The sequence below is a fragment of the Streptomyces lunalinharesii genome (assembly GCF_039532155.1).
In the GTDB taxonomy this organism is placed as follows: domain Bacteria; phylum Actinomycetota; class Actinomycetes; order Streptomycetales; family Streptomycetaceae; genus Streptomyces; species Streptomyces lunalinharesii.
Window position 1 is genome coordinate 1 of sequence record NZ_BAAARK010000073.1, and the last position, 17,031, is coordinate 17,031.

The following is a 17,031-nucleotide window of genomic DNA, read 5'->3' on the forward strand; positions in this document are numbered from 1 at the left end:
CCGCCGGCGGCCCGGCCGCCGGCCGGCGGCGGAGCGCGGGCCCCGGGGGCGCCGGCGGGCTCCGGCTCGCCGGCCCGCTCGGGTGCCTCGGCCAGCGCCCGGCGGGTCCGCCGGCCGGCGGCGCCCGGGGCGGAACCCTGCGCCAGCGCCGGCAGCAGACCCGGCGCCGCCCCCTGCGACTGCCCCGCCTGCGGCCCCTGCTGAGCCGGCTGTTGCCGCTGTGGCTGCCCCTGTGACTGTCCTTGTGACTGCCCCTGCGGTTGTCCCTGCGGCGGCACCGGCCCGAGCGCCGGGCCCGCCGCCGGGGTCAGACCGGCTGCCGCCGGCCGGCCGACCGGGGCCCCGTCACCGGCGCCGGACGGCAGCGCGGGCAGCGCCGAGCCCTCCGTCGCCGGCCGCGCCCGACGACGACCGCTCGGCGGCACCGCCCCGGCGCCCGCCGGCAGTCCCGCCCCCTGCGTGCCGTCGGCGCCGGCACCGGGCTCCGTGTCCGCGCGCCGGGCCCGCCGACGCCCGGTCGGCTGCCCGCCGCCGGTGGCGTTCGCCGCATCCGTACCCGCGGCCGGCGCCCCGGCCGCGGTCTGCCCACGGCCGTCCGTGCCCGGACCGCCCGGGGCCGCGGCCGTGTCGTGCTTCGCCCCGTCGGCGGGCTCGGCACCGTCGGCCCCGCCGTCCGACGCCGCGGCGTCCTCGTCCGCCTCGTCGTCCGCCGTCGGCGCCGGTTCGTCGATCAGCACCGGCAGTTCCAGCACGAACGCGCTGCCGCCCGCACCGGACCCGCCCGGCACCTTGTGCGTCTGGATCAACCCGTCGTGCAGCCGCACGATCCCGCGGACGATCGGCCCGTGGACCGGATCGCCGCCGCCGAACGGCCCGCGCACCTCGATGCGCACCACCTGGCCGCGCTTGGCCGCCGCCACCACGATCGTCGAGTCGCCGGGCACCGGACGTCCACCGCCCGGCCCCCCGGCGCCGCCACCGGCCGACTGCCGCCCGGTGGAGTCCACCCCGGCGACGTCCGCGATCAGGTGCGACAGGGCCTGCGCCAACCGCTCCGCGTCCACCAGTGCCGCTATCGGCGGCGCGTGCACCGCGAACTGCGCCCGGCCCGGCCCGATCAGCTCGACCGCGCCCTCCACACCGGCCGCGACCACCTGGTCCAGCGACACCTTGGTCCGCTTGAGCTTCTCCTCGCCGGAGTCCAACCGCTGGTAGCTGAGGACGTTGTCGACCAGCGTCGTCATCCGGGCGTGCCCGGCCGCGAGGTGGTGCAGCATCTGGTTCGCCTCGGGCCACAACTGCCCGGCCGGATCGGCGGCCAGGGTGCCCAGCTCACCGCTCAGCTCGGTCAGCGGCCCGCGCAGCGACTGCCCCAGGACGGCCAACAGTTGCGCGTGCCGCGCCGTCAGCGAGTCCAGGGGCCGGCGGTCGGTGAACGTCATCACCGCGCCCACCAACTGGTCACCGTCCCGCACCGGCGCCGTCGTCAGGTCGACGGCGACCGCCCGACCGTCCTTGGCCCACAACACCTGCCCGCGCACCCGGTGCTTGCGACCGGACTTGAGGGTGTCGGCGAGCGGGGTGTCCTCCATCGGCAGCTTCGAACCGTCCGCCCGCGAGTGGTGGACGAGCGGGTGCAGCTCCTTGCCGCCCAGCTCGCTCGCCCGGTAGCCGAGGATCTGCGCCGCGGACGGATTGACGAGGACCACCCGGCCCTCGGAGTCGACGCCGACGACGCCCTCCGCCGCGGCCCGCAGGATCATCTCGGTCTGCCGCTGCTGGCGCGCCAGCTCGGTCTCGGTGTCCAGCGTCCCGGTCAGGTCCCGCACCACGAGCATCAGCAGCTCGTTGCCCGTGTAGCCGTTGCGGTGGTCGGCGTAGGCCGCCTCGAAGGCGGACTCGTACGGGGTGCGGCCGTCCTCCAGGTTGGCGCTGGTCACCTCGACCAGCAGCTCACCGCCGTCGGTCCGGCGCGCGACCATCCGCGTCGGCTTCGTCCGCCCCTCGACCTCGTCGTCCCGGCGCCGCATGGAACCGGGGATCCGCTTGGAGTCGAAGGAGGGCAGCAGGTCCAGGAGGCCCCGACCGACCAGGGCGGTGCCCGGCGCCTCGAACGTCTCCAGCGCGATGGCGTTGGCGTTGACGACCGTGCCGTTGCAGTTGACCAGCAGCAACGCGTCGGGGAGGGCGTCCAGTATGGCTGCGAGGCGAGCAGCGCCTCGGGATGGCCTGCTGCTCACGCGACGCTTCCTCCCTGTTACCGCATCTTGCCGATCCACCTTGGCGGATCGCTGGGATGGAGTCTACGGGCACATGCCGGGGACGCGGAGGCGGATGACGACCCGCTTATGCCGCGCCCCGACGCGTCTCCCCGCACGCCCGACATGTTGCCCCTCGTCCGGATCTGACGCGCTACTCCGCCACGAACCGGGTCAGGAAACGGTCGCCGGGAGCATCGGCTCGAAGCGGCTCCAGCGTTCGATCTCACACCCGTTGGTGCGCTTGAAGTCGGCGTTCACCGGCCGCCCCGCCCAGGTCCCGGTGACGTGCGCCCGCGCCGGACCGCCGTACATCATCGTGCACTGCGCCCCCTGCGGCACGGGCGCGAACGCGTCCTTGCCCCACCGCGTCATCCGGTCCAGCCGGTCGCAGGCACGCCGCGCGTCGAAGTGGTTGCCGCCGCGCGGATGGCAGTACAGCTCGAACCTGCCGTCCGTGCGCTCCGCACCGGAACGGGTCACGGTGATCGTGAGGTGGTCCGCCCGCCGCCCGCCGGGCCGCTCACCGGACCCCGCGGCACCGGGGCCGCCGTACCCCAGCAGCGGCAGCACGTCGTGGTGGTACGGCAGCGGGATCGGCGCCGCGGAGGCGGCCGGCGCCAGCACGAGCGCCGGCACCGCGCACGCGGCGGCCGCGAGCGCCGCGGCGAACCTCGGCAGCGACCGGGCACGGAACGGGGACGGGATCCGGCGAGGGGACATCACGGGCTCCTGACGGGCGCGTGCGGGGCGGCCCGCGAGGCGGCGGGACCGGCCCGCACGGGACGGGTCGGCGGTACGCGGTCGGTACGCGCCGGGGGCGCACGACACGCGTGCGTCGGTGCCGCCCCGACTCGGTTAACGCGCCGCCGGCCGCGACGTTGCGCCGCAGGAACGTCTTTGCCGGGTGGCCCGCGGGCCTAGTACCGTAGGGGGCGATTGGTGACAGGCCACCGAGCTGTGTCATCATCTGGTCACGCCACATCGCGCTCACGCGCGTCAGGTGTGTGGAGGCGTCGCCTAGTCCGGTCTATGGCGCCGCACTGCTAATGCGGTTTGGGTTTTAACACCCATCGAGGGTTCAAATCCCTCCGCCTCCGCTCTTGCATCACCCCGGGCCCGGTCATCACGACCGGGCTCGATTTTTTTTGCCCGGCCGCCCGGCCGCCCGGCCGCCGGTCCGCCACGACCGGGCCACCGGGCCACCGGACCGGCGCGCTCCGGCCCGGCACCACCCCCGCCGCCTACGCTGCCGGTCATGCCCCTGCCGAGGTCGACACCGTCAGTCCGGTCCGCCCCCGAGCGGCCCACCCCCGAGCGGTCCGCACCCACCCCGCGCACCGTCGTGATGCTGGCCTTCGAGGGCGCCCGACTGCTCGACGTCACCGGCCCGTTGGAGGTCTTCAGCTCCGCCGCCCGCCTCGGCGGCCGCTACACCGTCCGCATCTGCTCCCCCGACGGCCGCACCGTCACCACCGCCTCGGGCACCCGCCTGATGGTCGACGCGGCGGTACCGGAGGTCGCCGATCGGCCCGTGGACACCGTCCTCGTGCCCGGCGCCGAGGAACTCACCCAGGGCCGTTTCCCGCCCGGCCTGCTGGGCGCCGTCCGCACCCTCGCCGGCCGCTCCCGCCGGGTCGCCTCGGTCTGCGCCGGGGCGTTCGCCCTGGCCGGCGCCGGCCTGCTGGACGGACGCCGGGCCACCACCCACTGGCGCCACACCGCCACCCTCGCCGCCCGCCACCCCACCCTCTTTGTCGACCCGGACGCGCTCTACGTCCGCGACGGCGCGCTCTTCACCTCTGCCGGGGTCTCGGCCGGCATCGACCTCGCCCTGGCCCTGGTGGAGGCCGACGAGGGCCCCGACCTGGCCCGTGAGGTCGCCCGCGACCTGGTCGTCTTCATGCAGCGGCCGGGCGGCCAGTCGCAGTTCTCGGTGCCCGCCCGCACCCCGCGGCCCCGCCACGACGCGCTGCGCGCCCTCCTGGACGCGATCGCCGCCGACCCGGCCGCCGACCACTCCAACACCGCGCTGGCTGCCCGCGCCGGCCTCAGCCCCCGTCACCTCACCCGGCTCTTCCGCGAGCACACCGGCACCACCCCGGCCGGCTACGTCGAGGCGGTGCGCCTGGAGGCCGCCCAGACCTTCCTCGCCAACGGCGAGACGGCCACCGCCACCGCCCGCCGCACCGGCATCGGCAGCGACGAGTCCCTGCGCCGCCTCTTCCTCCGCCGCCTGGGCGTGACCCCCTCCGCCTACCGCTCGCGCTTTTGCACCACCACCCGCTGACCGCATGTCCTCATCCGTGGGCCACCTGGCCCACACGCGCCGGGCGCCGACCACCCCCACCGCGCGAACCTTCCCCCATGACCACCAACGACCCCGCCCCCACGTCCACCCTCGCCGGCATCCCCGTCCCGGACAGCCGCCTGGCCGGCGAGGCCACCGAACTGGTCCGCGACCTCACCGACGACCTGATCTACCACCACTCGCACCGCGTCTACCTCTTCGGCGCCCACCACGGCCTCAGCCACCGCCTGGCGTTCGACCCCGAGCTGCTCTACGTGGGCGCCCTCTTCCACGACCTCGGCCTCACCGAGAAGTTCCGCACCTCCCAACAGCGCTTCGAGATCGACGGCGCCGACGAGGCCCGCGCCTTCCTGACCGCCCGCGGCATCCCCGAGGACCGCGCCCGCCTGGTCTGGGAGGGCATCGCCCTGCACACCACCCCGGAGATCCCCCACCACATGGCCCCCGAGGTCGCCCTCGTCACGGCCGGCGTCGAACTCGACGTCCTCGGCATCGGCTACGACGCCCTGCCCCCGGAGACCCGCGAGGCCGTCGTCGCCGCCCATCCCCGCCCGGACTTCAAGCGCCGCATCCTGCGCGCGTTCCACGCCGGCCTGGCCCACCGCCCCCAGACCGCCTTCGGCAACGTCAAGGCCGACGTCCTCGACCGCTTCGAAGCGGACTACACCCGTCCGAACTTCGTCCGGATCATCGAGGAATCCCCCTGGCCGGCCTGACCCGCAACGCCCGGCACGCGGGCGTTTCCGCAGGTCAGGCAGGGTCCGGTAACTGGATTTCGCCTTACGGCGCAGCTCATGTAATGTTTCTCCTGCAACGCCGACCGGCAAGAAAAACCGCCGGAAAGCCAAGCGCTCGTAGCTTAACGGATAGAGCATCTGACTACGGATCAGAAGGTTGCAGGTTCGAATCCTGCCGAGCGCACAGCAGGTCAAAGCCCCCGCCGGGTTCTCCGGGCGGGGGCTTTGTCGTGCGGTACAGCAGCGAAGTACAGCAACCGGGTCAGCCGGCGCCGCCCATGGCTCCGGACAGCATCGCCAGGGCCTCACGCACCGCTGCGTCATCCGCTTCGGCGTAGACCTCCATCGTCATCGCGATCTGCGAGTGCCGGAGGATGCGCTGAGCCACCCTGGGGTGGACCTTCAAGAGCACCAGCAGCGCGGCGCAGGTGTGCCGGGTGTTCCGCAACGGGATGCCCCGGAGCCCGGCGCGACGCGCCCGCAGCGCGAACATCCGGGTGAGGTTCCCCGGCTCGATCGGCGTGCCGTACTTCGTCGTGAAGATCAGATCGTGGCTATCCTGCCAGAGGTCGCCGGCCGACTTCCGGTCCCCGGTCTGCTGAGCACGACGAACCCGGAGCGCCTTGAGGCAGAGCGCCGGCAGCGGCAGGAAGTCGTCCGACTCCTCGGTCTTCGTCTCCCGGTGCAGGATCTGACGGCCCGCCCGCTGGATCTGGTGGTCCACGTACAGCTCGCCTGCTTCGAAGTCGACGGACTTCCAGGTGAGGCCAAGCACTTCGCCGCGGCGGAGCCCGAGGCACAGGACGAGCACCCAGGCCGCGAAGAGCGGATCCTCACGGGCGACGGCGTCCGCGAGGAAACGGCTCGCCTCAGCCGCCGACCAGGGCTTGATACGACGGCGGCGCGGTTTGGGGACCTTGACCAGGGCGGCGACGTTCTTGCCGATCTCCTCTTCGGTGACGGCGTGGGTGAGAGCGGCCCGCAGGGCGTCGCGGGCAGCCTGGACGACGCGGCGGGACGGGTATGCCTCGCAGCAGTCGCCAGCGGCGCAGCAACGTCGGCGGCCGGGTTCCCGCTTGGCGTCCTTGCCCTGGGCGCAGCACTGGCAGATGCCGGCCAGCTTCGTCAGCCACTCCCGCACGTCGCGGACCGTGAGCTTGTCGAGGCGCTTGGAGCCCAGGTGCGGTGCGATGTAGAGCCGCACGGAACCCTCGTACGACACGTACGTGAGCGGGGCGAGGTTGGGCTTCACGATGGACTCAAGCCAGTAGGAGAGGAAGGCGGCGAGCGTGCGGTGCCGCGTGGCCACCGGTCCCTTCTTCGCTTCCATGTGGAGCTTGAGCCACTTGTCGTGGACTTCGTCGCGGGTCTTGCCGTAGACGTACTTGCGCTTCTTCTTGCCGTCCGGGGTGGTGACCCAGACGTAGGCGGCGAAGCCGTTCTTGTAGGGGTAGATGGAGCCTTCGCCGTTGCCGCGCTTGCCGCTCATGCCGACCACTCCATCTCGGCTTCACGGGCGAGGCGTTCGACGTACTCGTCGACCCAGCGGGGGAGGATGCGGCGGTTGCGGCCGTCCTTGACGGAACGGATCTCGCCGGAGAGCACCAGCATCTTGGTCTTGGAGAGGCCGTAGCCGAGCATCTGCGCGACTTCGGCGGTGGTGTGCCACTTCCTTTCGATCACTGTGCTGGTCATGTCCAGTTGTCTCCTTCGGCGTTGAGTTCGGCGCGGTGTTCGCGGGCGGTTTCGCGGTTGTGTTGGATGTCGCGGCGGATGTTGGCGGCGAGCCAGGATTCGCCGGGGGTGTGGCCGTGGCCGGCGTAGGTCCAGTGGGCGAGGACGAGGGTGGTGGCTTCGGGGTTGTCGTCGAGGTCGGGCAGGCCGAGGTGGGCGCGTTGCTGGTTGGCGCGGTAGTCGGCGCGGACCTGGCGGAGGGCGCCGAGGGTGGTGGAGTAGGAGCGGGACTTGGTGGAGAAGTGGCCGCGGAAGCCGAGCATGTGGGCCCACTCCTGGAGCTTGCGGTCGGGGTAGAGCGGGTGGAGGTCGAGGCAGGCCGCGATGAGTCGGGCGGGGTGGTCGGGGACGCCGAGGAGGACGAGGGCTTCCTTGTTGCCGATGCGGTGGTCGACGGTGCCGGTGGTTTCGGCGGCCTTGGTGGCGTACTTGGCGACGTAGGAGGCAACGGCGGCTTCGGTGAGGTCTTCGCTGTTGCCGAAGGCGCCGATGGCCTGGACGTCGAGCTGCGTGCCCCAGGTGAGGATGCGTGCGGGTTGGTTTCCGGCGGTGGGGACTTCGACGCGGACGCGGGCTGCGGCGGCGTGGATGGCGTCGGTGAGGACGTCGAGGGTGGCCCAGGACGGGGGAGGGGTGTCGGGGCCGTCGGGGCCGTCGAAGCGGATGACGGCGTGGAAGTGGACGGCGCCACGCTTTTGGTACTCGGCGACCTTGCCGAAGGCGACGCGGGATTGTTCGCGGGCGTCCTTTTGCGTCAGACCGGCGCGGCGGGCGATTTCGCGGCGGAGGTAGATCGTGAAGTAGCGCCACAGGTCGGAGGCGTGGTTGTTCCACAGCACCGCGCTCGCGTAGTCGTAGCCGGCCGGGTTGAGCGGGGTGCCGAGTTCGGCGGCGTTGTCGGGGTGGTGGGTGCCGCAGCGGCAGGGCCGGGTGCCGGGGCGGTTGTGGACGGGCCCGAAGGAGGGGGCGGTGAGGGTGGTGAAGACGCGTGGGTGCTCGCGCACGGTCTCTGTGACGCCCTTGGTGGGGTCGCCGGTGAGGCCGGCGCGGATGAGGTGGTAGGTGTCGCCGGCGTAGGTCCAGGCGCAGGAGGGGCAGCGGGAGGCGCGGCGGTTGCCGCAGGCGATGCGGAGTCGGCCGCCGGGTTCGGTGTCGGTGGAGTAGGAGTGGAGGATCTGGCCGGTGGTGGCGTCGCGGGTGACGGTGGTGCCGGTCAGGTGGATGGGGTCGGAGCAGCCGCCGGTGCGGCGGATCTGGTCGGTGAGGCGGTCGAAGCCGGGGGACCCGGCCACCGTGAGCAGGTCGCCCAGGGTGGTCGGGTCCAGGCCCGCCGCGGTGGCGGTGTCGGTCACGTCGTCTACCTCTTGTGGTGGGCGGGGCCGTGGTGGGTGTCCCAGCCGGCGACGAGGGCGCGGACTTGGTCGTCACCGGTGGCGGTAGCGCTCGCGCCGCAGTGGCAGACGGCGGAGGCTTCGGCCGGGGCGGACGGGGACGGCTTGCTGACGTGCAGGCCCGGGCGGCCCGGCGTTGGAGTCAGGTCAGCCACGGTGCTCACCGGGCCGTCTGGGCCGCGACGGGACGGGTGGCCTTGGAGGCGAACCGGTGGCGCGGCAGCCGGGGGATGCTGCCCCAGCCGCCGCAGGCGGGGCAGTCCATGAACGCGATGATGCGTTCGCCGTGTCCGTTGAATCCGCAGCTGATACCAGCGGTGGCGAAGCCGTCGCAGTGCGGGCAGACGCGGGCGGCGAAGGGGTCGTTGTGATGCATGATGGGACTTCCCTTTCGGGTCGTTGGGTCTGGAAGGGGTGCAGGCGTCCGGGGCGGCGGATACTTGGCGGTAGAGGCCGCCCCGGGGGCCGTTAGCGGCGGTTGCGGCGCTTGGAGTAGGCGGGCGGGACGTTGTCGTAGTCGTCAGCGCCCTGCCAGAACGCGGCCTGCTGCTCGTTGGTGCTGGAGCCGCCGCCGATCTCGCGGACGAGGCGGTTGGCGGTCTTGCGGTCGCCGTGCCGCTTGGCAATGGCGTACTGCCGGCCCTTCTCCGTCATCGCGGGGTCAGCGGGCGTGGTGTCGTTGCTCTTGCGGTTGAACAGGCCCATGTCGGGGCTCCCTTCAGTGCTGGGTGTGCTGGTTGGTGAGGATCGAGCGGACGACGAGCGCGCAGACGGCGACGGAGGCCGCGGTGATGGCGACGGCCAGGAGCATGGAGACCAGGACCGCGCCGACGATCAGCACAGCCGCGGTTCCACCGGCGGCGACGGCGACCACACCCCCGGGGGTGAGCTGGACCGCGGACCGCTTCCCCGCCGGCACCGGCACCGGGGCGGGGGTCGGGGTGGTGGGCTGGAGCGGGGCCGTGGCGTCCGTGGCGGGGACGAGCGGGGCCGGGGTCGGGGTGGTGAAGGGCTGTGCGGTGTCCGGCGGCGGGATCTTCGGGGTGAGCATGGGCGGGGTCCTTTCGGGTCAGGGGTTGCAGCGGTGGGTGCGGGCGGCGAGTTCGGCGCCGGCGCGGTCGCGGTAGTCGGCGGAGAAGCCGCAGCCGGGGGCGGTGCAGGCGGCGGTGTGCTTGGTGCGGCCGCGGCCGTCGTGGTGGCTGCCGACCTGGACGGGGCCGATGCGGATCACGTCGTAGAAGCGGTTCGGGCGAGGCATCGGTCAGGCCCCCGTGCGGTGGTTGGGGCCGAGCCACTCGTCACGGATCCGGTCGGCTTCGGCGGGGTCGGCGGTGCGGTTGGCCGCTTCCTCAGCGAGCAGGCGAGCCAGCGTCGGCCGATCCGTCTCAGCCATCTCGCGAGCGGCGTCCAGGAATTCGGTGGGGCGGTTGAATCGGAATAGAGCCATGGCGTTTCCCTTCAGGCGAGTTGGGCGGTGATGGCTTCAGCCAGCGCCGGCGAGAGGCCGAGGCGGGCACGCAGGGTTTCGATGTCGATCGGCGCACCGGTTGTGGTGCGGTGGGCGTCGGCGAGCTTGCGGGCGTGGTCCAGCAGCGCGGGCGGGACAACCGGCCCGGACGACACCGGCTTCGACTCCGGCACCGGTGCGGGCGCGGGGGCCGGTTCGGTGATCTGCGGGGGCGCCTCGATGGCCGCGGGTGCTTCCTGCTCTGCCTCAGGGGCCGGAAGTTCAGCAGGCTGCGGCGCGGGCTCCCGTTCGACCGTGACCAGCTCGGGGGCCGGGGTGGTTTCCGCGGGGTCGGGCTGGGTTTGGTCGAGTACGAGGCTGTGGACTTGGCGCATCAGGGCGCCGAAGGCCAGCAGTGCGGCGGACGGGGGCACCGCGGCTACGACATAGTCGAGCGCAGGGGCCCCGTCACCGACGCCAGCGACGTTCAGGCTGATGCTGCCGAGCGATCCGGCGACGGTCAGACCGACGGCCCACCAGTCGGTGACCTGGCGAAGAGCGGCGCGGAACATCAGGACCTCGCCAGCCAGGATGAACAGGTCGATAGTGCCGGGCCAAGCCCAGCGACGTTCCGGCGAGGTGGCCAGCCCATGGGACTGGGCGACCGTTGCGAGGTGGGCGTAGGAGAGCCAGAACGCGCCGATCGTCAGGATCGTGATCACGGCTCCAGCGATGAGGATCGCGGTGCGCTCGGCCTTGTGCTTGGTCATGCCGATCAGCCCTGCGAGTCGTCGGCAGCAAGCCGAAGGTGTTCGCGCCGACCGTTCTCCGCGTTGGCGTCCCACAGTTCAGCGCTGCGCGTGTTGCCCTGGCTGCGGGCGTACTCGGCCAGCTCGGCACTGTTGCGGGTGTAGATCCAGGCTTCTTCGCTGTCCTTGAACGAGCGAGGCATCGCTACTCCGTTTCAGACATGGCGGGGGTAGGGACCTGGCATGAGACGGCACGCCAACCGTGGTGCGGGGAAGGGCTGTTACTCGACGACGGTGCGCGGCTTGATCAGCGACGGGCCACCGGTCGGCGTCGGCGTGGCCGGCGTGGCCGGGCGGAAGGGCGCCAGGGCCGGGAGGTCGGGGACCAGGTGGGCGTACTCGCGGCAGACCGCGGCAACCTCGTCTGCGGTGGTCTTCGGGGTGCGGATGCGGGACCAGCCACCGGAGGCATCTCCGGCGACCGCGACGCCGGGCCGGTTCGCGGCGATGGCCGTCGCGGCGAACACTGCATCAGGCGCAACGTCCCCAAGCCCCATCTCGGCGGTCTGCTTGTCGTTGACGCGGTGCACCACGCGGCCGGTGAGCTGGGCGCGGAGCATCGTGGCGCCCCTGCCCAGTTCGGAGCCGAACCGCTGACCGCAGACCTCCAGGTAGATGCCGACCGCGCGCGCCATCTGCGCGAGGCGCACCATCTGCATGACCATCCGGTCCCGACGCTCCTCGTCCTTCTTGACCGCGACGAGGAACAGCTCCGCCACCTCATCGACCAGCACCACCAACGGCACCGGCCGCAGCCGCTCAGGCAGGCTCCACAGGTCCGAAACCCGGTGCTCGGCCAGGAGATCGAAGCGGGCTTCCATCTCCGCGATCAGGACCTCCAGGACCCGGTCGGCTTCGTCGGGGGTGGTGGCCAGGGCGGACAGCCGTGGGGCGTAGGGGCCTTGCTCGACACCGCGCTTGCAGTCGATGCCGATCAAGCCCACCGGCAGCTTCGCCAGCCCCTTGATCAGGTTGCGTTGGAACATCGACTTCCCCGACTGGTTCGAGCCCAGCGTCAGGGAGTGCGGCACCTCGCGGTAGTCCCGCATGAACGGGGCCCCGTCCTCCCGCAACGCCACCGGCACCACCATCGGCCCGGCCTTGATCCGCCGCGGCATCCGCACCCTGCGCAGTACGTCGTAGCCGGTCATCCGGAGCTCCACGACGCCGGGCTTGGACTCCACCACGGTCACCGAGTGGACGCCCCAGGCGTGGCGCAGTCGCTCGGAAGCCGCCGCCACGTCCGCCGGCTCCAGTCCCGCGGGAATCCGCAGCGAGACCACCAGCCCCGTCGAAGTGCCCTTCAGTCGGCGGATCTTCGGCGGGATCGGCTGAACCTCGCGGCGGGCGACGTTGCGGACCATGAACGCGCGCAGACCCGACGGCTGCACCGTCAGCCCACACACATCCATCGTCGTCCCGTACGACCACCGGAACCGGCTCGCCGCGACCGGCAGACCCACCAGCGACCAGTACACCCGCGGGGCGCGGACCTTGGCGTAGCCCAGGCCACCCACACCAGCTAAGGCGCCGCCCGCTTCGAGCACCGTGGTCAGGTCCGTCATGTCAGGCACCAGCCGTGAGGGCGACCGCGCGGAAGGCGATCCCGTGCCGCTTCTGGCCGTTGAACTCGTTCTCCCAGTCCCGGGCCTTGAGGCCGACCACCCGCACCGGCATCCCCGGCGCCAAGTCCTCCGGCAGCCCGGTCTCCGGGACAGTTACCTGGTAGAGGTTCCCCTCCCCCTCGTCCGAGATCAGCAGGCCCACGGTGGACAGCCCCGCACCGGTCTCCCGGTCCATCGCCCGCTCCCCGGTCTGCTTGTTCGCCAGCTTCTTCACCGGCGCAGTCGCCACGAACACCACAGCGGTCGAAAGATCGATCTTGAAGGACGACATGCAAACTCCTCTAGCAGAGTAGATCTCCTGCACTCATGTACATGAGTCAGTGATAGAAGAGTGCCGCACTCCTGTACATGAGTCAACCCGCCCCGAGGAGAATTTCGGGACGGGCTGGGGAAGTTGCTGCCGTGTCAGTCGTCCGCAGGGAAGCGGTAGTCAAGAATGAACTGGTCAGCGGCCATCACGGTGTCGCAGACCTCCACAACCCGACCGGCCTGAGTGACGGCGTTTCTCACAAGGTGGATGACGGGCGCCCCCGGACTGAGCGCGAGCGCGGCACTCTCCGCCTTGGTCGCCAGTCGCGCTCGGACGGTTTCGGTGAACTCCTCAAGCGTGTGCCCGTGCTCTTCGAGTCTGGCGTAGATGCCACCCCCGCCTGGGTTCTCGGCAAACATCTCGGGGATGTCCTTGACCACGTCCCAGGGGAGGTACGAAGTGGCTTCTTCGGTTGGTGTGCCGTCCCGGAAGTAGCGACGCCGGCGCGCGAGCACCTTGGTGCCGAGTGCGACGTTCAAGCGCTCGGCAATGTCGGCCGGCGCCTCAGTGGGGCCAACGGAGAGGACTGTCACGGAGGGCTTCCCTCCCGACGCTTCCGCCTCGGCCAGGTAGGCCGCCTTGCCCGCCTTGCGATGTGAGCGGCGAAACCGGTCGCTCGACTTTCGCTGGACTGGGGGGCGCGATCGGACGAAGGAGCCGCGGCCATGATGGGTCTCAATCAGCTGCGTCGTGCGCAGCTCGGCAATCGCCTTGCGCACGGTCCCAGAGGCGACTCCGTACCGTTCCATGAGCTCAGACTCGCTAGGCACCGCCGAGCCGGGAGCCAGGGTGCCGGCTCGGATCTGGCCCGCAAGATCATCTGCAATCTGTAGGTACTTGGGCTTCCCCGAGGATGCCGGGCCGCTTGTCGCCATAGTCCTTCTCGTCTCCTATGCTCATGTACATGAGTAGCAGCCAGCCGCAAACGGGGTCAACGCCGCTCCACTCCGTATCGGTCGCCGGAGTGGTCGTGCGCGAAGACGGTCGAGTGCTCACCATCCGCCGAGCCGACAACGGTACGTGGGAGCCGCCGGGCGGCGTGCTGGAGCTGGACGAGACGCCCGAAGACGGTGTGCGCCGCGAGGTCTTTGAGGAAACCGGGATCAAGGTCCGGGTAGATCGGCTGACCGGTGTGTACAAGAACATGTCCCGCGGGGTCGTCGCCATGGTGTTCCGATGCCATCCCGAGAGCGGTCACGAGCGGCTTTCCGACGAGTCCACCGCGGTGGAGTGGCTGACAGGCGAAGAAGTCAGCGGCCGCATGGGCGACGTGTACGCGGTGCGCGTCCTGGATGCCTTGAGGGACGGTGGGCCGCAGGTGCGCTCGCATGACGGGCGAAAGCTCATCGCTTAGACGGGGCTGTTACAGCTTTCCCTACCTCATCAAGCCCCCGCCCTCCGGTCGGGGGAGGGTGGGGCCGCCGCGGGGCTCTGAGGGGGAGAGGGGGGCGTTCCCTTGCCGGGCCTTCCTGTGCCGGCGCCATGTAGCCGCGATCCGACACCACGGCAGCCGATGAGCAAGCAGACCCTTCTCCCTTGTCACCTGCCCGACGGGCCGCGGACGGTGCCCGGACGGGGCGAGCGGCACGTGGTGTGGGGCTTGTGGGGGCTCTTGCCTGCGGCATCCGGCGCGCAGGCCAACGGCTTGCCAGCCGCCGCTACGGATCACACCCCACCGGCCCGCACAAGCGGGCCGGCGCGGGCACGGGGGCTCGGGCGACGCTCCTGCCTGCGGCCCGCTCCGCCCGGCCCCCGGCCCCGCGCCACACAGTGCCCGCGGGGTCATCCGCTAGACGCTTTGCCCCGCCCAAAGCAGCGCCGGAACGAGCACAGCACCCCACCACCCCAGCACCACACCGACACCCACCAGCCAGGCCGGGACCGACAACCACCACAGGACGGTGTGCAGCCCGCAGACCCGACGCTCGGAGAAGGCCCCGGCGGAAGCCCCGAGGGCGGCGTGAAACGGGGCGAGGGAGGCGGAAGAGAAGAGGTGAGCGGTTTACGTGACAGGCGCACCGCCGACCGCGGGTAGGCCCCAATGCTGTCGAGAGAGCCGGCTACGAGAGGGTGGGGCCGGGGCAGGCGAGCACTCCGGGCAGACCCGCCAGGACGGGGGCGACCGCCGTACCGATGCCGTCACGCATGCGGGAGCGCGAGCGGACCGGAACCCTGCTCGGTGGCCGAGGGGGAGCAGCTGCTGCCGCGATGTGGCTCAGCCCGCCATGGGCGCTCCGCTAGCTCTCCCGCTGTTGGTGGTCACGCGGCTCAACTTCCCATGCTGAGGTGGGGGTTAACTGATTTGATTTCCTGCTCTGTCAGTGCTTCATGCGAGGCTGTGCTCATGATTGGTGAAGTGCCCAACGCGCAGCCTGGCCAGCCGTTCAGTACCCGTCGTCTCGCTCATGAGGCCGGCGTGCATCGCCCTCTTCAGGCCGGCATTTGCGGTACGAAGAAGGCCGGCGCGGAGTCCATCGTCGTGTCCGGCGGCTATAAGGACGACGAAGACTACGGAGACGTGATCGTCTACACGGGCCATGGAGGACAGGACGGCGCAGGCAATCAGGTCAGCAACCAGTCCCTGGACGACTCCGGTAACGCGGCGTTGGTGACCAGCTGCCTTGAAGGACTCCCCGTCCGGGTTATCCGCGGTTGGCAGGGCGAGTCCGCCTTCGCTCCCCTGGAGGGCTACCGCTACGACGGCCTGTACCGGGTGACCAGCTATGGCAGCAAGTTCGGCATCGATGGGTTCTTGATCTGGCAGTTCCGAATGGAAGCGTACGACGGCACGCCTATGCCGGAGACGCACCAGCAGGAAGAGCTTTCCGAGTCGCCGGAGGAGCCCCCGACCGACGGTGGGGAAAAGCAGCCGCCGTCGGGCAACGAGGAGCCGGGGCGTGTCACCACTACGGTGCAGCGGATCGTGCGCAGTAGCGCTGTGAAGCGTCAGGTGAAGCAGTGGCATGACAACCGGTGCCAGATCTGCGAGCTGCGTATCGAGGGTCCTGGCGGCAGCTACAGCGAGGGTGCGCACATTCAGGCTCTGGGCAGTCCACACAACGGCCCGGACACGACGGGCAATGTCCTGTGCCTCTGCCCGACCTGTCACGTGATGTTGGACCTGGGTGTCATCGTTCTAGGCGACGACCTGGCCATCATCCGAGATGGCGCGGTAGCGGGGGCCTTGCGGACCCACCCCAAGCACGCCATCGACCTGGGTGTGTGAAGCAGCATCGCGAACGCTGGCGACAGTGAGCCGCGCTGTACAGCAGTGGATTACCGCAACCTCAGCAGCCACACATGGCCGGCACCCCCCCTCATGGGCCAGCAGACGGCCCGTATGACCTCTGATGGCCGATCTTGTTAGAGCTACGGATCAGAAGGTTGCAGGTTCGAATCCTGCCGAGCGCACAGCAGGTCAAAGCCCCCGCCGGGTTGTCCGGGCGGGGGCTTTGTCGTGCTGTACGGCGGTGGAGTGCAGCGACGGGGTCGGCCGGACGGCAGCCGCTGATGGCTGCGGAGTCTCTCTGCTTGGCGGGCTGCTCGGCTCGGCCGTGGCGAAGCCGGTTCTCGTCAGTCTTTCTGCCAGGTCTCCCACTCCCTGTGCTCCGAGTGCCCCCGGGTTTCACCGTGCTCGTGGACAGTCGGGCGTCAGCCCCTAGCCGTTCAGGTCGAGGTGTTGGGCGAGTTGGGTGCGGGTGTGGGTGGCGGTTTCGGGGGCGGTGCGTGTGGTGGTGTGGACGGGGATCACGTGCCAGGGGGTGGTGGCGAGGAGGCGGTGGGTGAGGGCGGTTTCGTGGCGGAGGTGGGCGGCGGCGGAGTCGAGGTCGTGGACGGTGCTGGTGCCGGGGGAGTTGGCGAGCTTGGTGAGGTACCAGTCGGCCCAGGCCGGGCCCTCGCGGTCGATGGCGCGGCGGAGGGCGTTGGCGGGGTCGTCCTGGACGTAGACGATGGTCACCTGGGTGGGGTGGACGGCGGCGGCGAGGTCCTGCAGGACGCGGGCGAGGGCGGGTTCGTCGTGGCCCCAGGCGATGAGGGAGGGCAGGAACGGCACGAGGGCGTCGGTGACGAGGACGTCGGTGCCGGCGGCGCGGGCGTCGGTGACGTAGGTGCGGGTGGCGGCGACGAGGGTTTCGGGGCGGACGGTGTGGTTGGCGGTGGCGAATTCCTCGGCGACGGGGCGGAAGGCGGGGTGGGTGAGGATGTCGGGTTCGGCGAAGTGTTCGACGGTGGTGCCGGACTCCTCAAACCAGGTGGCCAGGGTGCGGCAGAGGGTGGACTTGCCGACGCCGGGGCTGTTGCCGATGACGGAGATCAGGTGGTGGGGCATGGGGGGAGTGTTGCAGGGGTCGGGGCAACGGGGTACGCCCGGCTCTGGTTCCTCGGCGACTTCACCGACCGCGGTCCCG

At 71.2% G+C, this 17,031-nt stretch carries 21 protein-coding genes and 2 tRNA genes; 6 read left to right on the forward strand and 17 right to left on the reverse strand.

What is annotated here, in order from left to right; genetic code table 11:
• Together ABD385_RS40150 and ABD385_RS40155 are read right to left on the reverse strand one after the other, a co-directional pair.
• The coding region (locus ABD385_RS40150; RefSeq protein WP_344585103.1) for a PAS domain-containing protein at positions 1–2,240 on the reverse strand (2,240 nt) is incomplete at its 3' end.
• Between the two features lie 192 nt (positions 2,241–2,432).
• Complete coding sequence (locus ABD385_RS40155) at positions 2,433–2,981, reverse strand: SSI family serine proteinase inhibitor (protein ID WP_344585104.1); 549 nt, start codon at positions 2,979–2,981, stop codon at positions 2,433–2,435.
• A gap of 286 nt (positions 2,982–3,267) precedes the next feature.
• Between ABD385_RS40155 and ABD385_RS40160 the strand changes: the two genes are divergently transcribed.
• The 4 genes from ABD385_RS40160 (at position 3,268) to ABD385_RS40175 (ending at position 5,490) form a co-directional block, all read left to right on the forward strand.
• Positions 3,268–3,358: transfer RNA gene (locus tag ABD385_RS40160), tRNA-Ser, on the forward strand.
• 158 nt (positions 3,359–3,516) lie between these two features.
• Positions 3,517–4,548, forward strand: coding sequence for a GlxA family transcriptional regulator (locus ABD385_RS40165; RefSeq protein WP_344585105.1), 1,032 nt, complete (start codon positions 3,517–3,519; stop codon positions 4,546–4,548).
• Between the two features lie 77 nt (positions 4,549–4,625).
• Positions 4,626–5,285, forward strand: coding sequence for an HD domain-containing protein (locus tag ABD385_RS40170; RefSeq protein ID WP_344585106.1), 660 nt, complete (start codon positions 4,626–4,628; stop codon positions 5,283–5,285).
• 132 nt (positions 5,286–5,417) lie between these two features.
• Positions 5,418–5,490, forward strand: a tRNA-Arg gene (locus ABD385_RS40175).
• 78 nt (positions 5,491–5,568) lie between these two features.
• Here ABD385_RS40175 and ABD385_RS40180 read toward each other — a convergent pair.
• From ABD385_RS40180 to ABD385_RS40245, 14 genes are all read right to left on the reverse strand, one after another.
• Complete coding sequence (locus tag ABD385_RS40180; protein ID WP_344585108.1) at positions 5,569–6,804, reverse strand: site-specific integrase; 1,236 nt, start codon at positions 6,802–6,804, stop codon at positions 5,569–5,571.
• On the reverse strand, positions 6,792–7,001 hold the full coding sequence (locus tag ABD385_RS40185; protein WP_344585109.1) for an excisionase family DNA-binding protein: 210 nt from the start codon (positions 6,999–7,001) through the stop codon (positions 6,792–6,794). The genes ABD385_RS40180 and ABD385_RS40185 overlap by 13 nt, the downstream gene beginning before the upstream one ends.
• Positions 6,998–8,392, reverse strand: a complete 1,395-nt coding sequence (gene repSA / locus ABD385_RS40190; protein ID WP_344585111.1) for a replication initiator protein RepSA — start codon at positions 8,390–8,392, stop codon at positions 6,998–7,000. The genes ABD385_RS40185 and repSA overlap by 4 nt, the downstream gene beginning before the upstream one ends.
• Positions 8,393–8,397: 5 nt before the next feature.
• Positions 8,398–8,586 carry a hypothetical protein gene (locus ABD385_RS40195; RefSeq protein WP_344585112.1) on the reverse strand — a complete coding sequence of 63 codons (189 nt, stop codon included), beginning with the start codon at positions 8,584–8,586 and terminating at the stop codon, positions 8,398–8,400.
• Between the two features lie 5 nt (positions 8,587–8,591).
• On the reverse strand, positions 8,592–8,807 hold the full coding sequence (locus tag ABD385_RS40200) for a hypothetical protein (RefSeq protein WP_344585113.1): 216 nt from the start codon (positions 8,805–8,807) through the stop codon (positions 8,592–8,594).
• A 92-nt stretch (positions 8,808–8,899) separates the two neighbouring features.
• Entirely contained in the window at positions 8,900–9,136 is a 237-nt protein-coding gene (locus ABD385_RS40205) for a hypothetical protein (RefSeq protein ID WP_344585114.1), read from the reverse strand.
• 13 nt (positions 9,137–9,149) lie between these two features.
• Positions 9,150–9,482 carry a SpdD protein gene (locus tag ABD385_RS40210; protein ID WP_344585116.1) on the reverse strand — a complete coding sequence of 111 codons (333 nt, stop codon included), beginning with the start codon at positions 9,480–9,482 and terminating at the stop codon, positions 9,150–9,152.
• 18 nt (positions 9,483–9,500) lie between these two features.
• Positions 9,501–9,689, reverse strand: a complete 189-nt coding sequence (locus tag ABD385_RS40215; RefSeq protein WP_344585117.1) for a mobile element transfer protein — start codon at positions 9,687–9,689, stop codon at positions 9,501–9,503.
• A 3-nt stretch (positions 9,690–9,692) separates the two neighbouring features.
• A complete protein-coding gene (locus tag ABD385_RS40220) occupies positions 9,693–9,878 on the reverse strand; it encodes a hypothetical protein (protein ID WP_344585118.1) in 186 nt (61 codons plus the stop codon).
• Positions 9,879–9,889: 11 nt separating this feature from the next.
• Positions 9,890–10,648 carry a DUF2637 domain-containing protein gene (locus ABD385_RS40225; protein WP_344585120.1) on the reverse strand — a complete coding sequence of 253 codons (759 nt, stop codon included), beginning with the start codon at positions 10,646–10,648 and terminating at the stop codon, positions 9,890–9,892.
• A 5-nt stretch (positions 10,649–10,653) separates the two neighbouring features.
• Positions 10,654–10,830 carry a hypothetical protein gene (locus ABD385_RS40230; RefSeq protein WP_344585122.1) on the reverse strand — a complete coding sequence of 59 codons (177 nt, stop codon included), beginning with the start codon at positions 10,828–10,830 and terminating at the stop codon, positions 10,654–10,656.
• Positions 10,831–10,908: 78 nt separating this feature from the next.
• Entirely contained in the window at positions 10,909–12,252 is a 1,344-nt protein-coding gene (locus ABD385_RS40235) for an FtsK/SpoIIIE domain-containing protein (RefSeq protein ID WP_344585124.1), read from the reverse strand.
• Position 12,253: 1 nt separating this feature from the next.
• Positions 12,254–12,583 (reverse strand): SCO3933 family regulatory protein, encoded by a 330-nt coding sequence (locus ABD385_RS40240; RefSeq protein WP_344585126.1) that lies wholly within the window; start codon positions 12,581–12,583, stop codon positions 12,254–12,256.
• 134 nt (positions 12,584–12,717) lie between these two features.
• The gene (locus ABD385_RS40245) at positions 12,718–13,497 is read right to left on the reverse strand and encodes a GntR family transcriptional regulator (protein ID WP_344585128.1); all 780 of its coding nucleotides are present in this window, start codon (positions 13,495–13,497) and stop codon (positions 12,718–12,720) included.
• A gap of 17 nt (positions 13,498–13,514) precedes the next feature.
• Between ABD385_RS40245 and ABD385_RS40250 the strand changes: the two genes are divergently transcribed.
• Complete coding sequence (locus tag ABD385_RS40250; protein WP_344585130.1) at positions 13,515–13,976, forward strand: NUDIX hydrolase; 462 nt, start codon at positions 13,515–13,517, stop codon at positions 13,974–13,976.
• Between the two features lie 990 nt (positions 13,977–14,966).
• On the forward strand, positions 14,967–15,848 hold the full coding sequence (locus ABD385_RS40255) for a YDG/SRA domain-containing protein (protein ID WP_344585132.1): 882 nt from the start codon (positions 14,967–14,969) through the stop codon (positions 15,846–15,848).
• A gap of 432 nt (positions 15,849–16,280) precedes the next feature.
• Here ABD385_RS40255 and ABD385_RS40260 read toward each other — a convergent pair whose 3' ends face one another.
• Entirely contained in the window at positions 16,281–16,952 is a 672-nt protein-coding gene (locus tag ABD385_RS40260; protein ID WP_344585134.1) for a P-loop NTPase family protein, read from the reverse strand.
• Positions 16,953–17,031 lie beyond the last annotated feature (79 nt).